The sequence below is a fragment of the Alteromonas sp. CH_MED4-4 genome (assembly GCF_037029575.1).
GTDB classification, from domain to species: Bacteria; Pseudomonadota; Gammaproteobacteria; order Enterobacterales; family Alteromonadaceae; genus Alteromonas; species Alteromonas macleodii.
This window is the reverse complement of sequence record NZ_JAYMEU010000010.1, coordinates 136,134-155,442: the sequence shown is the minus strand read 5'-3', so window position 1 is coordinate 155,442 and position 19,309 is coordinate 136,134. Positions and strand designations below refer to the sequence as shown.

17 protein-coding genes are annotated in these 19,309 nt (G+C 44.6%); 6 read left to right on the top strand and 11 right to left on the bottom strand.

The genetic code is table 11. The features are described 5' to 3' along the window. The first annotated feature begins 382 nt into the window (after positions 1-382). From adk to WA381_RS09415, 3 genes are all read left to right on the top strand, one after another. The gene (gene adk / locus WA381_RS09425; RefSeq protein ID WP_156086626.1) at positions 383-1,027 is read left to right on the top strand and encodes an adenylate kinase; all 645 of its coding nucleotides are present in this window, start codon (positions 383-385) and stop codon (positions 1,025-1,027) included. A 147-nt stretch (positions 1,028-1,174) separates the two neighbouring features. Further along, positions 1,175-1,570, top strand: a complete 396-nt coding sequence (locus WA381_RS09420; protein WP_014976958.1) for an MAPEG family protein — start codon at positions 1,175-1,177, stop codon at positions 1,568-1,570. 251 nt (positions 1,571-1,821) lie between these two features. Continuing rightward, positions 1,822-2,136, top strand: a complete 315-nt coding sequence (locus tag WA381_RS09415; RefSeq protein WP_156086625.1) for a hypothetical protein — start codon at positions 1,822-1,824, stop codon at positions 2,134-2,136. A 360-nt stretch (positions 2,137-2,496) separates the two neighbouring features. On the opposite strand, the gene WA381_RS09410 is transcribed toward WA381_RS09415, so the two are convergent. The 3 genes from WA381_RS09410 to lepB all read right to left on the bottom strand — a co-directional run bounded on the left by WA381_RS09410 (position 2,497) and on the right by lepB (position 6,454). Continuing rightward, positions 2,497-4,851: a TonB-dependent receptor gene (locus tag WA381_RS09410; protein ID WP_156086624.1), complete on the bottom strand. Its 2,355-nt coding sequence runs from the start codon at positions 4,849-4,851 to the stop codon at positions 2,497-2,499. 270 nt (positions 4,852-5,121) lie between these two features. Continuing rightward, positions 5,122-5,352, bottom strand: coding sequence for a hypothetical protein (locus WA381_RS09405; RefSeq protein WP_156086623.1), 231 nt, complete (start codon positions 5,350-5,352; stop codon positions 5,122-5,124). A gap of 448 nt (positions 5,353-5,800) precedes the next feature. Continuing rightward, complete coding sequence (lepB, locus tag WA381_RS09400) at positions 5,801-6,454, bottom strand: signal peptidase I (protein ID WP_156086622.1); 654 nt, start codon at positions 6,452-6,454, stop codon at positions 5,801-5,803. A 329-nt stretch (positions 6,455-6,783) separates the two neighbouring features. Between lepB and WA381_RS09395 the strand changes: the two genes are divergently transcribed. The 3 genes from WA381_RS09395 (at position 6,784) to WA381_RS09385 (ending at position 11,755) form a co-directional block, all read left to right on the top strand. Continuing rightward, positions 6,784-9,699 (top strand): M16 family metallopeptidase, encoded by a 2,916-nt coding sequence (locus WA381_RS09395; protein ID WP_156086621.1) that lies wholly within the window; start codon positions 6,784-6,786, stop codon positions 9,697-9,699. A gap of 258 nt (positions 9,700-9,957) precedes the next feature. Continuing rightward, on the top strand, positions 9,958-10,803 hold the full coding sequence (locus WA381_RS09390) for a formate/nitrite transporter family protein (protein ID WP_014950037.1): 846 nt from the start codon (positions 9,958-9,960) through the stop codon (positions 10,801-10,803). 91 nt (positions 10,804-10,894) lie between these two features. Beyond that, a complete protein-coding gene (locus tag WA381_RS09385) occupies positions 10,895-11,755 on the top strand; it encodes an alpha/beta hydrolase (RefSeq protein ID WP_156086620.1) in 861 nt (286 codons plus the stop codon). Between the two features lie 218 nt (positions 11,756-11,973). Here WA381_RS09385 and WA381_RS09380 read toward each other — a convergent pair whose 3' ends face one another. From WA381_RS09380 to hisD, 8 genes are all read right to left on the bottom strand, one after another. Next, positions 11,974-12,801, bottom strand: a complete 828-nt coding sequence (locus WA381_RS09380; protein ID WP_014950035.1) for a lectin-like domain-containing protein — start codon at positions 12,799-12,801, stop codon at positions 11,974-11,976. A 261-nt stretch (positions 12,802-13,062) separates the two neighbouring features. After that, entirely contained in the window at positions 13,063-13,680 is a 618-nt protein-coding gene (hisIE, locus tag WA381_RS09375) for a bifunctional phosphoribosyl-AMP cyclohydrolase/phosphoribosyl-ATP diphosphatase HisIE (protein WP_039225197.1), read from the bottom strand. Then, positions 13,677-14,489 carry an imidazole glycerol phosphate synthase subunit HisF gene (gene hisF / locus WA381_RS09370; protein WP_014950033.1) on the bottom strand — a complete coding sequence of 271 codons (813 nt, stop codon included), beginning with the start codon at positions 14,487-14,489 and terminating at the stop codon, positions 13,677-13,679. Before hisF ends, hisIE begins: the two co-directional genes overlap by 4 nt. Then, on the bottom strand, positions 14,471-15,208 hold the full coding sequence (hisA, locus tag WA381_RS09365) for a 1-(5-phosphoribosyl)-5-[(5-phosphoribosylamino)methylideneamino]imidazole-4-carboxamide isomerase (protein WP_039222817.1): 738 nt from the start codon (positions 15,206-15,208) through the stop codon (positions 14,471-14,473). The genes hisF and hisA overlap by 19 nt, the downstream gene beginning before the upstream one ends. Next, entirely contained in the window at positions 15,208-15,849 is a 642-nt protein-coding gene (gene hisH, locus WA381_RS09360) for an imidazole glycerol phosphate synthase subunit HisH (protein WP_156086619.1), read from the bottom strand. The genes hisA and hisH overlap by 1 nt, the downstream gene beginning before the upstream one ends. After that, a complete protein-coding gene (hisB, locus tag WA381_RS09355; RefSeq protein WP_156086618.1) occupies positions 15,849-16,919 on the bottom strand; it encodes a bifunctional histidinol-phosphatase/imidazoleglycerol-phosphate dehydratase HisB in 1,071 nt (356 codons plus the stop codon). Before hisB ends, hisH begins: the two co-directional genes overlap by 1 nt. Continuing rightward, the gene (gene hisC, locus WA381_RS09350) at positions 16,916-17,995 is read right to left on the bottom strand and encodes a histidinol-phosphate transaminase (RefSeq protein ID WP_156086617.1); all 1,080 of its coding nucleotides are present in this window, start codon (positions 17,993-17,995) and stop codon (positions 16,916-16,918) included. The genes hisB and hisC overlap by 4 nt, the downstream gene beginning before the upstream one ends. Then, positions 17,995-19,299 (bottom strand): histidinol dehydrogenase, encoded by a 1,305-nt coding sequence (gene hisD, locus WA381_RS09345; protein ID WP_156086616.1) that lies wholly within the window; start codon positions 19,297-19,299, stop codon positions 17,995-17,997. The genes hisC and hisD overlap by 1 nt, the downstream gene beginning before the upstream one ends. Between the last annotated feature and the right edge of the window lie 10 nt (positions 19,300-19,309).

Genomic DNA, 19,309 nt, shown 5'->3' with positions numbered 1-19,309 from the left:
GAGACTGATATCGGATTTTGAAGCCTTAAAAAGATCGGTCAACCGATCATGAAAATATTCTTAACTGATCGGCATTAGGCGTAATGCCCGTTTTTTTATTTCTACGACTAACAAAAGTAAGTTTAGCCATTTTATTGTGCTATATTTTGGCGGTCTAAAATTTCAAGTTAATCATATTAAGAATTAGCTTATTCATCTTAAATAGGATGAGTTACTGAATGGGTGTAGGCGCAAATTTACAAAAGTGCCTATAAGCTGAACATATATTCGCCATTAGTCTTAAGATTAACTTTACGGTACTGCTTACACTTGTCACTCCAGTGTTGAATGTGTAAAGTGCCCGAAGTAAAAAGTTTAAAAATCATAAGCGGAGAACGCACTCATGCGAATCATTCTTCTCGGCGCTCCTGGCGCGGGTAAGGGCACACAAGCTCAGTTTTTAATGGGCAAATATGGCATTCCACAAATTTCAACGGGCGACATGCTTCGTGCTGCAATTAAAGCAGGTACAGAGCTAGGCCTTGAAGCAAAGCGTGTAATGGATGAAGGCAAACTAGTATCTGATGAGATTATCATTGGCCTAGTAAAAGAGCGTATTGCACAAGATGACTGTAAAGACGGTTTCTTGTTAGACGGTTTCCCTCGCACTATTCCTCAGGCTGACGCAATGAAAGAAGCAGGTGTCACTGTTGATCATTGCATCGAGTTTGACGTTCCTGATGATGTAATCGTAGAACGTATGGGTGGCCGTCGTGTACACCCTGCATCAGGTCGCGTTTACCACGTTGTTTACAACCCACCAAAGGTGGAAGGTAAAGACAATGAAACAGGCGATGACCTAATCGTTCGTGATGACGACAAAGAAGAAACAGTGCGCAAGCGTCTTGCGATTTACCATGAGCAAACAAAGCCGCTTGTGAACTACTACAGCGCTGAAGCGGAAGCTGGAAACTGTGAGTACCACAAGCTTGACGGTACGCGCCCAGTTGACGAAGTGAGTGCTGAACTTGCTGAACGTTTAGGTTAATTGCCAACAACGTCAACAAAAGGTCGCTTAGGCGGCCTTTTTTGTTGCTTGTAACTTATTAGCGGATAACGTTTAATGACAACCATGAATGTTGAATTAAGCGCTGATTAATACAGCGCGATATAACTAGAACATGTGGAGTAGACCATGGTTTTGCCAATCACGGCGTTTTACGCCAGCTTACTGGGTATTTGCTACCTGTATTTGTCTTTTTTAGTCATTGGCGCCAGACGTCGCCACCAAGTGGGAATTGGCGATGGTGGTCACGAAGATCTAAGTCGTTTGACCAGAGCACATGGCAACTTTAGCGAGTACGTACCCATCACCCTTATTATGATAGCGTGTTTTGAAGCCAATACTGGCCAAGTGTGGGCTGTTCACGCATTGGGGAGCGCACTGTTATTTGGCCGTGTATTACATGCCTATGGCTTAGGTCGTCACTCAGGCGTTAGCTGGCAGCGCTTCGCGGGTATGATCCTGACTTTCCTTGCTATGCTGTGTGCAGCAATAGGTAATTTGGTGCTCATTCATTTCGGATTGTAAGCGTTGCAAAAGTAGTGAATACATATAAAAAATGCCAGCTTAGCTGGCATTTTTTATATACGAGACTAGAGAGTTAAATGCGAAACAAGATTTAAATTTCATCAAACTACTAAAGGTAGCTGTTAATCAGGCATGTGGGACAGGTCTTTTTTCTTATCTTTACAGATATAGTGGCTTTGTCGGCACAGTTTCCGCTTTGGAAATATACAGTGTCGGAAAAGTCTTAAATTTATTAAATATAAGGAAGTACCATGGAAAGCAAAACACATTTACATTCAAATGAACTTGCACAAGAGGAGCTAGAGCAAGTTAATGGGGCATGGCTCGCTAACGTTGTAGGCGCTTTTGCTGGAGCTATTGGAGGGGTTTATGGAGCGGCTATAGCTGGAGGCGGTGGCGCTAGTTCTAAATCACTTTGGTCAGCTGGTTTAGCAGGGGCTGGCACTGGCTTTTTCAACCCTATCGGCAGTGTAGGAAGATTAGCAGGAACCATAGGGTTAGGAGTTGGTGGGGGGGCAATTGGTAATGCCGTCGATTCGCAGTATGAGGAAACAACAGACGAATAAACCTTGCAAATTAAATACGCTTTTAGAAGTCTGTAGTTTTAGAGCAGGTCAGAACATAGAAATTAGTTGATAAATTATATGCTAAAAACTCTAGTTTTATTGATACTAATAATTTTCTACACTTTTTTACTGAAGAGTAGATTTAAGGTAAAGATGATGGACGCTTGGCGTTCTGAAACAGTAGGCTCTGAGGTAATGGTTTATGTGATGATTGTATTGCCTGTGATTCTCGCATGGCTCACTACGGTGCTCTTTGAATATCTTTTTTTCTAAACACACGTTAATACATAAATGAAAAAAGCGCTCAAGGCATGCCATTGTGAAGCAATGCCGTTGAGCGCTTTTTTGTCTTATAGGCTTTTAGAAGCGATAAGTTAGTTTAGAGTATACGAAGCGGCCACGCGGGTTGTGCACGCCGCCTACATAGCCGTATAAGTCGCCATCACCATCACCAATAGCAAACGGAGGCTCTTCGTCAAGCAAGTTGTTTGAACCAATTACAAGGCGAAGGTTGTCGCTGTAGTTGTAACCAAACTGCAAGTCTACTAACATTTGAGAATCAACCGTTCTAGAGGTATTTTCTTCAAAATCCAATACACCGTCGAAATCAATGTCAGGCGTGTCTTCAAACTCACCAACAAAGCTAATGTTCAAGTTGGCATCGAACGCACCTTTAGACCAGGTAGTGCCGAATAACCAACGGTGTTCTGGATAGCCATATTCGCCAGTGTACTCAAGACCGTCTTTTTCGAACTCGTTCATGTAAGACCAATCAAGGTTAAAGCGTACGTTACCGAACTCTTGCAACTCCATGCGGTAGTTAGCGCTGAAATCAACACCAGACGCTTCTTGAGATGATACGTTTTGGTAGGTGTTGAAAATCTTTTGAATTACACCTAACGACTCGCCTGGCTGCGGATCTAAGCGAACACAGATTGTACTGTCTTGGTTATTACATTCCGCGTCGTAAACTAAACCGAATTGCTGCTCATCAATTTTGTTATCCTGCGTAATACTCCATACATCAATGCTCAGGCCTAATTCTTGAATAGGTGCGTAGATAACACCTACGTTCCAAGATTCTGACTCTTCTGCATCCAAGTTAGGGTTACCCGCAAACTCGATATTGTAATCCAACGATTCACAATCTTGACCTGTTGCATCACAGCGATATTTGTCTACAAAGAAGACACTTTTCTGTGATGGACCAAGGCCAACTTGTGCAAGAGACGGTGCTCTAAAGCCCTGAGCCCATGAACCGCGCACGGTTACCTCATCACTTGGCGCCCAACGTAATGCTATTTTAGGGTTAGTTGTACTACCAAAGTCACTGTAATGGTCATAGCGGCCAGCTAGTTGAAGCTCAAGCTGTTCAGCTAAAGGTATAGATAGCTCTAAGTATGCAGCATACTGGTCGCGTTCGGCAGAGGCAGAAACCGATTCTGTACCGAAGATTAATCCGCGCTGGAACTGAACATCAGGAACGTCAGATACTTGCTCTTCGCGATATTCAACACCTGCTGCCATCATGACAACATCGTCGCCGAAGCTGAATGCTTCACCGGTAATGTGAGCGTCAACGCTGGTCATTCGAGATTCACCACGGCGCACAAGGCTAGTAGTAATATCATCAATTACACTTTGTGGGTTAGTAACGCCACCAAACGGGTTGTAGTTACCAAGGTTAATTTGTTCCTGAAGCCAGTCAACGCGAACCCAACCTTGTGACTGATCACCACTTTGTTCTGAACGACTGCGGCCTTTTTGTACAGATGCTTCCCAATCGTAATCATTGAACGTGCCACGAAGGCCAGCGACTAAACGAAGGGTGTCAGATTCGATATCCCAGCGACGGGCACCTGCATCAACAGGGCGGTAGCGACCAATTTCAATGTCTTGCCCAAACGGGTTATCAGGATGAGTACCCGGAACGGTTAAACCAGCATCTTCATCTAGAGGTGTTGCTGCACCGCCTGCTTCAGACGTATTGTGCTGCATTGCAACTTCCATAAATGCTGTGGTTTCGTCGCCAATTTTATAGTCGAACTGACCAATAAAGCCTACGCGCTCAGAAGCCGGTATGGTTAAACCAAATGGGCCATAATCGAACAGGCAGCTGCCAGACGCCGTTGCGCTATCTTCTGGACAATCAGGGTCGATAGTTTTAACACCATCCACATAGAAGTAACCTGGGTAACCTCGTGAAGAACGGAAGTCCATACCACCATAAGGTGATTGGTTAGCTGTACCGAAGCGACCCATTTCGTCAGCGCCAAGCGTGCTGTTGTTGAAATAGTCGATGATAACTGTAGCACTGCTTTTTTCGCTTTGAGAGCCCCATAGAATACTGGCGGTGGTCTCATCATAGCTTGGGCCTGTTGTACCACCATAACCTGCATTAATCTCTAGACCTTCGTAGTCTTTCTTCAGTACTACGTTTACTACACCAGCAACAGCGTCTGAGCCGTAAATCGCAGAAGCGCCATCTTTTAATATATCGATTCGTTCGATGGCGGATACAGGAATAGAGTTAATATCAACAAATGAGTTAGTGATACTTTCAGCAAAGGCACTTATTGCCACGCGACGTCCGTTTATTAGAACAAGCGTTGCATCTGGTCCCATACCTCTGAGGGATACCGCTGCCGCGCCATTGGCTGTTGAATCTTGGCTGTTATTACGTGTCGAGAAGGTACCCGCACCTGTGGCCGGCATACGCTTAAGGGCCTATTAACCATTGATATACAATTTTGGGCTAGATGGAAGCAGTTTAATTGCGGAGCAGCTCTGCAGACCTAGTGGACTAAGTTTAAGAGCTGCGACAAAAAGTAAAATGCTTCCATGACGCCCCCTTCGGGCAGTGCCTGTGTGTTACCTATACTGCGTTGAATGTTCTCGATTTAGAGCCACTAGACCTACAAACATTCGCCTTGTCTAGATAACACACAGGCGCTGCAAAATTGTATATCAATGGTCAATAGGCCCTCACTGTTGAAGGTTTTCATAGCCCATGCCTTCAATCATTGTTGCATCTATTGATTGAATAGGTGAAGGGCCTTCCATATCTGTACGTTTGATACGAGAACCGGTGACTGCAATTCGTTCAAGGTTGGCTGCTTCTTCGTCAGCTTGCTGTGCATACGCAGGAGATAGAGAGGTTAATCCTGAAAGTGCTAATCCCACTGCAATTGCACTTACTTTACGACCTTGTTTCATTGTTATTTCCTTATTTCCATTTTACTTGTTGTGTGTTTTTGCAACACGATGATGTTGCAAAATTATGAATAGCACTCCTAATACTTAAGTTGCAATAGGGGAAAACACGAAAGATGTGACACTTGGTTACAAAGTGTGTAAACCATGTATTACTTTTTTAAATGTGAAGCGGGATGAAGCGGCCGTGAAGTTAAACTAAAAACAGCGTAAAAATAGAGGGTTGCGGCTTAGTTAATTGGTGTTGAGGAAGTGGGAATTTGATAAGGAACAAGGTCGCTATTTGTAATTCATTAGTAAGAATTTACGTATATGCAATTGCTCCTACATTTTTCTTTATATACGTGAATATCACCGCTTTATCAGATCTGACCAGATTTTTTTTGCCGAAAAATTGAACGCAAGTAAAGGTCTAGCTTGGCCTTTTTGCAAGTAAGGGTATTGTTCAACCCTACTGAAGTGATGTGAAAAGCCTGTCTTTTCGCGGTAAATACATATCGTCCGGATCTAGTGAAAATGCAACAGCGTTGGCTTTGCCCTGAATTTCTTCAATTGGAATGAAGCCATAATAACGAGAATCAACGCTATTGTTCCTATTATCCCCCATTGCCAGCACGTGATCTCTAGGTACAGTGACCAAGTTAAAGTTTTTCGCAGGGCTAGGTAATGGGTTAAGCGCTATGGTTCGTGTTTGGCCTAAAATCTCCTCGGAATAAAGATTGTGATCTTTGGCGCTTACCGTTGCTTTTTCACCATTGATAAAAAGTACGTTGTTTTCTAATTTGACCTTGTCACCTTCAATGGCAACCACACGTTTAATGAGTCTGGTTTCAGCTGCATTACTGTCAATAATTACAATGTCACCGCGATTGATGTTACCAGTTTTCGCGGCAACAACGTCTGTGAACGGTAATTCTAGCGTGTAGGCTGATTTATCAACCACTACGCGGTCGCCTACTTGAATGGTGGGCTCCATAGAGCCTGTAGGAACATAATACCAATCAGCAACACTGCTTCGAAACGAGAAAAGCAAAACCATACATAAAATGAAAGGCAGGTTGTTCTTAACGCTCTGTTTTAGATTTAACACGGCTTCGTTTCTCACTTTTCGTAGATTGCTCGTCAGATCAAAGTTTTATCACGACATGGCTTGTGTAATAGATGTAGATTGTAAATTACCTAATTTGTTCCAAATTGAGGTGTGGAAAATGTAACGAACTATGTCGGTAGCTAATTAAGGTTGCTCTAGCTACAGGGTGTTGAACGTTGAAAAAAGCAATAAAACCCATATTAATCATATGTTTATATTGCACTCTGTAAACGATGAACGCCGCCTGTTTAGGCATGCTTAAAATGTCTGAAAAAGGAATGTCATGGCACTGGTGGTGCACTTGTGGTACTTGTTACATTTTTGACTGGCAAAGAACATACATAATGCTTGAAACATTCAAACGAACAAGAATGTACACTGCAATTGCTGTAATAACACTAAGTGCAGTTTCGACAGGGTGTACGCATAACACCAATTACCCTCAAAATGCACAAACAGCTACCAACATAACTAGCGAAGCAAACTCTAATGCGGGTACAACTACCGCTTCCTCGAATACGTCATTATTTAACGTAGACTACGAGCGTTTTACTCTGGATAACGGGCTTACCGTTGTACTGCACGTTGACAGGTCTGATCCCGTTGCTGCAGTCGCCCTCACTGCGCATGTAGGGTCAGCCAGAGAAAAAGAAGGGCGAACAGGCTTTGCGCACTTGTTTGAACACTTACTTTTTCTCGAATCAGAGAACTTGGGAAAAGGCGGTCTTGATAAACTCAGTGCGAAAATTGGCGGCTCAGGTGCAAATGGCTCGACGAGTCGTGATAGTACCAATTACTTCCAAACTGTACCCATTGATGCTTTAGAAAAAATGATCTGGGCTGAAGCCGATAAGTTGGGATTTTTCATTAATACCGTAACAGACCCTGTGCTCGCCAAAGAAAAGCAGGTGGTGAAAAACGAAAAGCGCCAGAGTGTGGATAATCGTCCTTATGGTCACAATCAATATGTGATTGATAAAAATCTTTATCCTGAAGGGCACCCGTATAGTTGGCAAGTGATTGGGTCGTTAGAAGATCTGCAAAACGCAACGCTTGCTGACGTGAAAGAGTTTTTCAAAAAATGGTATGTACCTAATAATGTGGTGCTTACCATCGCGGGTGATATTAACGTAAATCAAACTAAAGCGTGGGTTAAAAAATATTTCGATGAAATTCCTGCGGGAGAGCAAATCAATAAATTACCGCACCAACCTGCGAAGCTCAATGAGACTATAAAACGATTCCATATAGATAATTTTGCACAAGCGCCACTTTTAACTATGGTGTGGCCAACCGTACCTGAATATCACGATGACTATTATCCACTTCAAGTACTTTCTCAGTACTTAAGCCAAGGCAAAAATGCTCCGCTGAACAAGGTGCTTGTTGACGAGAAGAAGCTCACCAGTGATGTTTATCTTTATGGCTATGATGCTGAGATTGCTGGACAGCTACAGCTGCAGGTAATGGCGTTTAATGGCGTGAACTTAAACACTGTTGCAGATGGAGTTAACGAAGCGTTCGCCCGCTTTGAGAAAGACGGGATTTCTTCAAAGGATTTGGCGCGTATAAAAGCAGGTCAAGAAACAGAATTTTATCAAGGACTTTCAAGCGTCTTAGGTAAAGGTTTTCAATTGGCGCAATACGAAATTTTTGCGGGCGGGGCTGAATTTATCAGCCAAGATGTTCAGAAAATTCTGGGCGTTTCACAACAAGATGTAATGCGTGTTTATAGCACCTATATTAAGGATAAACCGTTTGTGGCCACCAGCTTTGTACCTAAGGGACAGCAAGAGTTGGTGTTAAGCGGCTCTACTGAAGCTAATGTAGTGGAGGAGCAAATTGTCGCGGGGGCGGAAGAGAGCTTTGATGCGTCAGTTGCGGCTGAATACGAACGTACTCCGTCATCGTTTGATCGCACGAAAGAGCCTGCTTATGGTGAATCAATAGAAGTTACACCACCTAAGGTTTGGCAAAATACACTGTCGTCTGGCATCAAAATAACGGGTATTGCTAATGACGAAGTGCCTTTGGTCGCGTTTGAGTTAAAGCTAGATGGTGGCATGCTTCTAGACTCAGTAGGTAAGACAGGAACCGCCAATTTACTTGCCGCAACCTTGCTTAAAGGTACGGCGGAAAAAACACCCGAGCAGCTGGAACAGGAAATTGAGCTTTTAGGCGCTTCTCTGGAGGCCAGTGCTTCTGAAACTGACATAACTATAAGCGCAACGGTATTGTCTAAGCACTACAGTGACCTAATGCAGCTTGTCACTGAAGTGATACTTTCTCCTCGCTTTGATGAACAAGAGTTTGAATTAGCTAAAGACGATACAATCAACCAGATTGAACAAATAAAAGCTAACCCCAATGCCATTGCATCGGTTGAGTTTAAAACACTGCTTTACGGAGACGCGCATCCATTTGCTAAAACTGTGCTTGGCGATAAGAAAAGTGTGAATGATATAACGCTTGATGACCTAAAGGGGTATTACGAGAAATACTTCACACCATCATTGGCAAAGTTCCATGTTGTGGGAGACATCAAGCAACAGAACGTTGTAAAAAGCCTAGCGCCACTTAATGCGCGATGGTTACCAAAAGATGTTACTTTTGCGAAGGTACCAGAGCCCAAACTGCCAGAAAGCGCCCAACTCTTTTTCTATGACGTGCCTGGGGCTAAACAGTCAGTGCTTTATTTCGGCCATTCCGCCCCGAATGTTACTCATGATGATGCTTATAAAGTCAGTGTGATGAATTATCGTTTAGGCGGGGGCGGTTTCGCCTCACAGCTTATGCAGGAACTACGTGAAAACAAAGGCTACACCTATGGCATTCGTTCATCGTTTTCTAGCGATAAATATACCGGTGAATTCACCATACGAAGCGCCGTAAGGTCGAACGTTACCTTAGAAGCAACGCAAGCTATCATGGATATATTAGCAGAGTTTGGTGCAAACTATTCAGATGAAGATTTAGGCGTTACGAAAGGATTCACACTTAAATCTGGTGCAAGGGCGTTTGAGACGCTAGGCGCTAAACTGAGTATGGTTAGCGAAATCAGCGATTTTGGCTTGCCCAATGATTACGTTTTACAGCAAGAAGCTGAGGTGAAAGCGTTAACCGTGGGTGAGATAAAGCGCCTATACGGTGAATATGTACATCCTGATAAGATGATTTATTTGATAGTAGGGGACAAAGATACCCAGTTTGAGCGTTTAGAAGCGCTTGGGCTAGGGCAACCAACCTTGTTAAACCCTTAGTTCATGTTTGACGTTTTGCGAGCATTATAACGGCCGTTAATAAGATCAAAGCCCGTGTGAACAGCGTTCACGCGGGCTTTTTTATTAAAATGAGTGCTATATCTGAAATAGGCAAAATTATTGTGACCAAAAACGTGCTTAATCAACGTAACCGAATAGGGTGGTCTGTTAGTGCCTGTTAAATAACTGTGTCGTAGACCAAATACTATGTAATTGAGGCAAACGTCCTAGTTAAGCAAAGAGTTGCAGGAGACATGAGTGACGGAAAAAATAAAGGAGTCTGGGCGCCAAGAGCAAGACGTTGCCCTTAGTCATACTGAAGAAAAAGATGTACGAGATAATCAGAGCTTAAATTCTGTTTCTTTGTATGCCATTGTCCACAGGGAAGGGTTAGAAGAACTTCAGCGTCCTATGATGTCATTGTGGTGGTCTGGTGTGGCGGCAGGCATTGGCATCTCGATTTCAATTCTTGCTGAAGGAATTCTGCATCACCTCTTTGCAAACTCTCCCAATCAGTTTGTTATCGAAAACTTGGGCTATACGGTTGGTTTCGTGCTGGTGATTGTTGGTCGACTTCAATTGTTTACCGAAAATACGCTTTCGGTCATTCTTCCTTTGTTGAGTAAACCTTCGTTCAATATGGGCTTTTGCATTGCGCGCCTGTGGTTCATCGTTTTCACCGCCAATATGTTCGGCACCTTTTTGGCTGCGTTTTTCAGCTTTTCGCTGCAATCTGTTCCACCAGAGCTGGTTGAAGGGATGACCGCTATTTCTGAACATTATGCCAAGCTATCACCATCAGACGCTTTCTCATACGGCATTACGTCAGGGTTTATCATTGCCGCTATTGTATGGATGAAGCCATCGGTTAAGCATTCTCAAATATTGATGATAGTTATTTTTACTTATTTAATTGCTATAGGAAATTTTACGCACGTGATAGCCGGTTCAACAGAACTTTTCTTGTTAGCACTGCAAAATAAAATAAGCGTTCTTGAAACACTCTCACTCATTGGTGCAACATTACTAGGAAATATTGTGGGCGGAACGGGACTGTTCGCGCTGCTGGCTTATGGCCAAGTGGTAAGGGAAATCGAGAAATAGAGAAGTCAAAAAGTGACCCTTGGTGTGCAAACAGTGGTTAATTGAAATTAGCTGCGTTATAACATGCCGTTTAAGCCACTAAGGGGTTACGGTGCTTCGCTTTCTAACAGCAATAATTCTTGTCGGAAGTGCATTTTCATGTGCTTTTGCTGAATCAATCATTAAACCTATCATTTCTGAAGCGTCTGTTTCGTTACCTAGAAGCAAAATGGTGACAATAGAAGATACGGAAACTGCACGTAAATATACGTTATTTGTACAGTTGCCAAAAAGCTATAACGCATCTCCTTCCAAGGATTACCCCGTAATATACACAACAGATGCGCCTTACAGTTTTCCTATTATTGTAGGCTCTATGCGAATGCCAGTAAACGTAGGCCAAATGGAAGAAGCGGTCATAGTGGGGTTGTCTTATTCCCTAGAATCAAAAGGCGTAGAGAGTAGAGTAAGGGACTACACTCCTGCCATAGCCGATAGTTGGAAACTGGAAACCGGTCTTGCTGCTGAGTATCTGTCATTTATTAGACGAGATGTATTAACATTTATTGAGTCTACATATCGAGTAGACGCCAATCGACGGACTTTTATTGGGCATTCATTAGGCGGGCTATTTGGCGGCTACGTGCTCATGCAATCCCCTGAAACCTTTTCTAACTATGTGCTTGTTAGCCCTTCAGTGTGGTTTAATGACGATTACTTACTAACCTTAGAAATGGCTGAAACTCAATCGCCCAAGCGTGTTTACATTGGTGTGGGAAGCTTTGAAACGCCTGAGTTTGGCGAGGGTCAAGATATGGTTGCGGGGAGCAAAGCATTGGCAAGTAAAATCAACGCTAAGGCAGATCAAAACATAACACTACAATTGCATGTTATCGGCGGCGCGTCGCATGCGACCGTATTTCCCACCGTTGCTATCCATGGAATAGATTGGATATTGGGAACGCCGCGCTAGTCGCGTTTCTTTAACCGAGGGCTCACTTTTTGTTCGATTGTTAGACAGGCTAAGCAGTGTTAATTTCAATAAAGTGCAAAGCTCTGCGATACAAAAATGCCCTTCGTGTAGAAAACGAGAAGGGCATTTTTATATAAGAATGTAATTTAAATCAACGCCTTAATCAGTACGCTAGTTACCGAGTTGTTGAAAGTAGAAACATTACTGCACTTTGAGAGTTAAGACCTCAAAATTTGCTTTTTTCTTCGAAAAACTAAAAAAGCTAAAGCACTCATCATTAAGCTAAAGGTTGCTGGAGCGTTTACAGGAGTGTTTGTTGGTATTGAGGATGTATTTGTGAACGTGGCCGAAAGTATTTCATGAGTACTTGCATAGGAGCCTGTTCCGGATGTGAATCCCAAGAATGCATCGGTTGAACCTAAAATAGAGGCCACATCTAAAATTCGTGAAATGCTACCTCCTTTCGTTGAATCGGTTTCCATGGACCAAGAAACATCGAAAAGCTTGCTAATTCCGTCGAAAGTTATCAGAACATTCCAAACATCGCCTTCATTGAATCGGAATGGTTCATTGACGTTATTAGAGGTATTAACGTTGCCGTTAATACCTATGCCAACGTGGTTGCCGTTATTATTATCCCAACTGGTGTTATTAAAGGTATCAAACTCAACCGCAACTGAATTATTTATACCTTGATATCCTAAACCACCACCAGCACCGCCCACGTTTGCATTTTGTGTCTGTATTACAAAAGCAAGACCGTCTGCTCCTAAGCCGTCAGTATCCCCGCCTAAACTGTTATTGTCTATTTTGAAAGAAAAGCTTGTCGCAAATGAAGAGTCGTTGATGAGAGAGATTGCATTTGTGGTAAAAACTGAACCGCCTTGCCACGCAATATTATTCGTTAGCTGCAGGTTGTTATTTACTACCTGCGTGTTGCCGTTTAGCGTAAGCCCCGTAGTGTCGGAGAAATCATTGTACTGAATGACTGTTGCAAAAGACGAGAAGCTTCCTAAAAGCAAAAAGCATGAAAGTACTTTTTTCATTACATATCCTTATGTGGTTAGTGAACATTGTTATTTAAACAATCGCAGTGTAAGCATTATCCATGCCTTCAGGTAATCACATTGAAAATATGAGATTTTTTCTGCGAATACGAACTCATTGTAAAAAAAGTGGACAATTTTAGAGCGATGCTTAGCTTTTCAAGGAGCGTTGGGAGATGTATTTAGGAGTTAAAAGGCCTCTAATACGTGAACGTTTAGAGGCCTTGATGTTAACTTTTGCGTAGATCGCTGTTGCTATTACTATTTATGACGCTCACGCAACACATCAAGTGCATCGTTTAGCGACATATCGCTCGCCTGAAGCAATACCGTTAAGTGGTACAACAAGTCAGCGGCTTCGTTTTTAAGCTCTTCTTTGTCGTGCACAGTAGCCGCCAATGCGGTTTCTACACCTTCTTCGCCCACCTTCTGCGCTATGCGCTTAATGCCTTTGTTGTAAAGGCTAGCGGTATAGCTGCTTTTTGGGTCGGCATCTTTGCGGGCAGCCAATACTCGCTCTAAATCTGCAAGAAACGTAAAGGCTGGTGTGTTGCCGTCGAACCAACAGCTTTCAACACCAGTGTGGCATGTCGGGCCGTTGGGGTTGGCAAGTACCAACAGTGAGTCTTGATCGCAGTCACAAGCAACGCTCACTAAATCTAGCGTGTTACCAGATGTTTCACCCTTGGTCCAAAGACGCTGTTTTGAACGGCTGAAGAATGTCACTTTGCCCGTTTCAAGGGTTTTCGCCAATGCGTCTTGGTCCATGTAGCCCTGCATTAATACCTTGCCAGACAGTGCGTCTTGCACAATGGCGGGTAGTAGGTTGTCCATTTTGTCCCAAGACAGTTTATTGCTGTTTTCGTTAGTAATGATCACGGGTTTACTCCTTCTGCTTGCGCCGTTAATCCGTGACGCTTACGCATGGCAACGCCATTGCTGGTCAACTCTGCTTTCAACTCATCAATATTGATGATGCCCTTGTGAAATACTGATGCTGCAAGCGCGCCATCTACGTCAGCCTGTTGAAACACATCCGTAAAGTGGGCAATTTCACCTGCACCACCCGACGCAATTAGCGGCACTTCACAGACATCGCGCACGGCTTTCAGCTGCTTCACATCGTAGCCTTTGCGCACGCCGTCTTGGTTCATGCAGTTCAGAACAATTTCACCCGCACCGCGCGACTGAACTTCTTTAATCCAATCGATGGTCTGCCATTGGCTTTTTTGAGTACGCGCTTCATCACCAGTGAATTTGTACACTTCGTATTGGTCGGTTGCTTCGTTATAAAAGCTGTCGATACCAATCACGACGCACTGTTGACCGTATACGTCGTGTAGCTGGTTAATTAGATCTGGGTTATTAAGGGCAGGGGAGTTAATCGAAATCTTATCTGCACCCATTTCCAAAATGCGCCCGGCGTCTTCAATGCTCTTAATGCCGCCCGCTACGCAAAACGGGATATCAATAACCTGTGCTATACGGCTTACCCAGCTTTTGTCTACCACGCGGGCATCAGAACTTGCGGTGATATCGTAAAATACTAATTCGTCGGCCCCCGCTTTTGCGTATTGCTCGGCAAGAGGCACAATATCACCAATAATTTCATGATTTCTAAACTGAACGCCTTTAACGACTTTGCCGTCGCGTACATCCAAACAGGGAATTATGCGCTTTGCCAGCATGCAATAGCCTCCTTCACCGTGAATTTACCTTCAAGTAGTGCGCGGCCTAAAATTACGCCACCAACGTTTGTGGGTTTTAGCGCTTCGATATCAGCGATGCTGCCAATACCGCCAGACGCTTGCCAGCTAACGTGTGGGAAACGGGCTGCCATTTCTTGATACAGCTCAGTGTTCGCACCTTGTAGCGTGCCGTCGCGGCTAATGTCGGTACACAGCACATGCTTTGCGCCTACTGTAGCGAAGTCTTCAAGCAAGCCTTCAAGGGCTACGCCAGAGTTCTCTTGCCAGCCGTGGGTAGCAATAAGCTTTTCACCGCTGTCGCTAATATTGATATCAAGGGCCAATACAATGTGCTCTGGGCCGTATTTTTCTACCCAAGACTTCACAAGCTCGGGTTGTTTTACCGCCAAAGAACCAATCACTACGCGGCTTACGCCCGTTTCTAGTAATTGCGCCACTTCTTCTTCACTACGGATACCGCCGCCTGCTTGAAACTGCATGCGCTTGGTGTCCACCATAGACTTAATTAGTGAAAGCTGACGTTTACTGGTGTCTTTAGCGCCTGTTAGGTCAACAATGTGCAGCCAGGTTGCACCTTGGTCGGCATAGTCGTGAACCACGTCTACTGGGTCCAGTTCGTATTGGGTTTTCTGCTCGTAGTCGCCTTGATAAAGGCGTACTACGCGTCCGTCAATAAGATCAATCGCTGGAATAATCATTATAGGTTCACAAAGTTAGTCAGTAATTGTGCTCCGGCCTCGCCAGAACGTTCTGGGTGAAATTGCACCCCGTAAAAGTTGTCTTTATTTATCGCTGCTGAAAACTTATTACCATAAGTGCAGCTTGCAAGCGTGTGCTCGTATTCAGGAACGGCAAAACTGTGCACAAAGTAAAAGTAGGTATCTTGTGGAATGCCCTTGAACAAACTTTCTTCTTTATGACCGCTGTTGTGAGAAACGGTGTTCCAACCCATATGAGGTAAGCGCACGCCTTTTGATTCCATGCGAGCCACATGACCTGGCATTAGGTTCAAACAGTCGATGTTGCCTGTACCTTGAAAACCACCTTCAGCGCTGGTTTCAACCATAAGTTGCATGCCTAAACATACGCCTAGCACAGGTTGGGTAAGCGACTGCAGGGTTTCCACTAGCGCTTTTTGCTTAATGCTTGCCATCGCTGCTGCCGCTGTTCCTACGCCGGGTAAAAACACTTTATCAGCGTTTTTTATCACGTTTACATCGTCAGATACGTCCACTTCAACGCCTAAGCGCTCAAGGGCAAAGCGTACCGATGAAATGTTCGCGCAGCCGGTATTTACTATGACTATTTTTTGTCGCTGGCTGGGGTTTACCACTGACATTACAGGGCTCCTTTACTACTTGGTAGTGCATCACCTTGGCGCGTAATGGCTTGACGTAGCGCACGGCCAAATACTTTAAACAGGCTTTCTACTTGGTGGTGAGCATTACCTTCGCTGGTGGAAAGGTGTAACGATAGCCCCATGCTTTGTGCAAGCGAATAGAAGAAGTGCGGTACCATTTCGGTGGCCATTTCACCTACCTGGTCGCGGCTAAATTCAGCGTCAAACTTAAGGTGTGGACGGTTTGATATGTCCATAATACATTCCGCACGACATTCATCCATTGGCAACGCGAAACCAAAGCGACCAATACCGCGTTTGTCGCCTAGTGCCTTTTTAAGGGCTTCACCAAGGGCAAGCGCGGTGTCTTCTACACTGTGGTGATCGTCAATATGCAAGTCGCCATCGGTAGTCAGGTTTAGCTCGAAGCCACCGTGGGTCGCAATTTGGTCAAGCATGTGGTCAAAAAAGCCCATGCCGGTTTGAATTGTCGACTTAGCCTGCGAATCAAGATCTACACGCACGCGAATGTCGGTTTCAGAGGTGGTACGTACCACCTCTGCAATACGTGAAGACGCTAACAAGCTTTTCTGAATATCGTTCCAGTTTAAGCTTTCACGGTTGTACTGAAAGCTGCGAATACCCATGTTTTCAGCAAGCTGTACATCGGTAATTCTGTCACCAATAACAAACGAACGAGTGAAGTCCACTTTGCCTTTCTGTAGGTATTCTTTTACTAAGCCAAGCTTTGGTTTTCGGCATGTGCAGTTATCAGCATCGAAGTGCGGGCAAATAAGAACGTCGTCAAACACTACACCCTGGCTTTCGAAAATGGCCATCATGGCATTGTGTGGCTTGTCGAAGTCTTCTTGCGGGAAACTGTCTGTACCCAAGCCGTCTTGGTTACTTACCATCACGAGTTTAAACCCAGCTGCCTTTAGTTTAAGTAGCACAGGAATAACGTTTGGCTCGAAAACAAGCTTCTCTAAACTATCTAATTGCTTATCTACTGGCGGCTCTTCTACGAGTGTACCGTCGCGGTCAATAAATAAAATGGCTTGCTGACTCATGCCGCGTCCTCATTATTTTTAAATTCGTTAATTAGCTGCATTAAACGCTGGTTTTGCTCTTCAGTGCCTATGCTTACGCGTAAACAGTTTTGTAAGTTAAGCTGTTTTGATTGATCGCGAATAAGCATGCCTTGGCTTACCAAGTACTGCATTAGGGCTTGCGCTTTTGCGTAGCGGAATAAGATAAAGTTTGCTCGTCTATCACCCACTAATTCAAAGCCTTCGATAGATTCCAGCGCTTCGGCTAGGGCCTCTTTTTCCCGGTTAATAGTAGCCACCTGAAGCTCAAGTAACGTTAGCGATTCAGCCGACAATGCTTGTGCAGCAATCTGCGCTACTGGCTCTGGAATGGGATAGGGCGCTATCACTTTAAGTAGTGCTTGGATGACGGGTGCCTGAGCAAGTGTAAAACCACAGCGAAGACCGGCAAGAGCAAACGCTTTAGACAGCGTACGAAGTACCACCAAGTTTGGATGGTTGTTTATTTCATTTGCCCACGTATTGTCGGCATCGAACTCAATATACGCTTCATCTACAACAACCAGTGCTTTATCGGCAAAGTGATTGAGCACGGTTTTAATGTCTTCACGAGCAACTGGCGTACCGGTTGGATTGTTGGGCGCACAGATGAAAATCACGTTAACGTCATCTTCAGCGCATACAGCATTCACGTTAAGGCTAAAGTCGTCGTTAAGCGGCACTTTCTTAATGCCCACATCACAGGTTTCAGCACTGATTGCATACATACCGTAGGTAGGCGGGCATATCAGAATGCTGTCTTTACCCGGCGTGCAGAAGGTGCGAATAAGCAGTTCAATGCCTTCATCTGCGCCGCGGGTAACAATAAGCTGCGATTTGTCTAGCCCGGCGTAGTTTGCGTAACCACTGACTACCGCTTCGGGCTGACATGACGGATAGCGGTTAAAGTTGCTGCTATCTACGCTGTATTCGTTGGCATAAGGTGACTCGTTGGCATTAAGCCAGTCTTGACCACCTGAAAATAAGCGACGAGCCGATTCATACGGCTTTAGCGGCACTAAATTTTCGTTAATTAGGTTATCGATAAGTGCCGACATTAGGCGTCTCCTTGCTTAAGTGCCTGCATGCGAAGTGCAACGGCCTGTTCGTGTGCATCCAAGCCCTCGGCAGCTGCAAGTGCCATAATCGCAGGGCCTAAATTACGCATGCCGTCTGCGCTTAGTTCTTGAATAGTGTAGCGACGCATAAAGTCTAATAATCCAAGGCTAGAGTAATTCTTAGCATAGCCATAGGTTGGCAGTACGTGGTTAGTGCCCGACGCGTAATCACCTGCAGATTCTGGTGACCACGGGCCTAGGAATATAGAGCCTGCGTATTTAATTTTTGGCAAATAATCACGGGCATTCTCTATTTGTATAATTAAGTGCTCAGCAGCGTAGGCGTTACTTGCTTCAATGGCTTGCTCAATGGAATCAGCCAAAATATAACGCGCATTTTCCATAGCAGGGCGGGCAATCTCAGCGCGAGATAGGGTTGCTAATTGACGTTCAACCGCGGCTTTTGCTTCTTCAATAAGTGTAGCGCTGTTAGACACCAAAATAGCCTGCGAGTCTGGACCGTGCTCGGCTTGGGAAAGCAGGTCGGCCGCTACAAACTCAGGGTTTGCGAACTCATCAGCAAGTACCAACACTTCTGATGGGCCGGCCGGCATATCAATAGCTGCACCATCAGCACGTTGGCTTACTTGCTGTTTAGCTTCAGTCACAAAGCTGTTACCCGGGCCAAAAATCTTATCTACTTGAGGAACGCTGTCTGTTCCCAAGGCCATAGCGGCGATTGCTTGGGCACCACCACACAAGAAGATCTTGTCGATGCCGCATTTTCTGGCCGCATACGCAATTTCAGGCGCGATAAGCTGTTCTTTGTTTGGTGGAGTACAAAGTAGCTTATTTTCGCAGCCCGCCACCAATGCAGGTACGCCTAGCATCAATACGGTAGAAGGAAGCGGCGCGCTGCCGCCTGGAATATAAAGACCCACTGCATCAAGGGCGGTGAAGCGCAGCTCGCATTTAACACCAGGCGTTGTGGTTAGCGCGATATCACTAGGCATTTGCGCTTCGTGAAACATTTTTATGTTGTTGAACGCAGTATCGATAGCACTTGCTACCTCAGGTGTTACCTTGGCGGCAAGAGCATCAATGTTTTCTTGTGAAAGTACAAGGCTAGTTAAGTCTGGGCAGTCAAATTTACGTGTGTAATCAAGTACTGCCTCATCGCCTTCTTTTTCAACGCGGGCGATAATGTCGCCCACGGTCTGCTTTAACTGTTGGCTATTGGCCATAGCCGGGCGGGCTAGCGCCTGTTTTTTCTCATTTACCGAAAGAGATGACCAAGTAATCATAATTGCCTGC

Bases quoted from the DNA above. Each gene is read 5' to 3' on its own strand.
- adk (WP_156086626.1), top strand. From the start codon at position 383: ATGCGAATCATTCTTCTCGGCGCTCCTGGCGCGGGTAAGGGCACACAA.
- WA381_RS09420 (WP_014976958.1), top strand. From the start codon at position 1,175: ATGGTTTTGCCAATCACGGCGTTTTACGCCAGCTTACTGGGTATTTGC.
- WA381_RS09415 (WP_156086625.1), top strand. From the start codon at position 1,822: ATGGAAAGCAAAACACATTTACATTCAAATGAACTTGCACAAGAGGAG.
- WA381_RS09410 (WP_156086624.1), bottom strand. From the start codon at position 4,851: ATGCCGGCCACAGGTGCGGGTACCTTCTCGACACGTAATAACAGCCAA.
- WA381_RS09405 (WP_156086623.1), bottom strand. From the start codon at position 5,352: ATGAAACAAGGTCGTAAAGTAAGTGCAATTGCAGTGGGATTAGCACTT.
- WA381_RS09395 (WP_156086621.1), top strand. From the start codon at position 6,784: ATGCTTGAAACATTCAAACGAACAAGAATGTACACTGCAATTGCTGTA.
- WA381_RS09380 (WP_014950035.1), bottom strand. From the start codon at position 12,801: ATGAAAAAAGTACTTTCATGCTTTTTGCTTTTAGGAAGCTTCTCGTCT.
- hisF (WP_014950033.1), bottom strand. From the start codon at position 14,489: ATGCTGGCAAAGCGCATAATTCCCTGTTTGGATGTACGCGACGGCAAA.
- hisA (WP_039222817.1), bottom strand. From the start codon at position 15,208: ATGATTATTCCAGCGATTGATCTTATTGACGGACGCGTAGTACGCCTT.
- hisH (WP_156086619.1), bottom strand. From the start codon at position 15,849: ATGTCAGTGGTAAACCCCAGCCAGCGACAAAAAATAGTCATAGTAAAT.
- hisB (WP_156086618.1), bottom strand. From the start codon at position 16,919: ATGAGTCAGCAAGCCATTTTATTTATTGACCGCGACGGTACACTCGTA.
- hisC (WP_156086617.1), bottom strand. From the start codon at position 17,995: ATGTCGGCACTTATCGATAACCTAATTAACGAAAATTTAGTGCCGCTA.
- hisD (WP_156086616.1), bottom strand. From the start codon at position 19,299: ATGATTACTTGGTCATCTCTTTCGGTAAATGAGAAAAAACAGGCGCTA.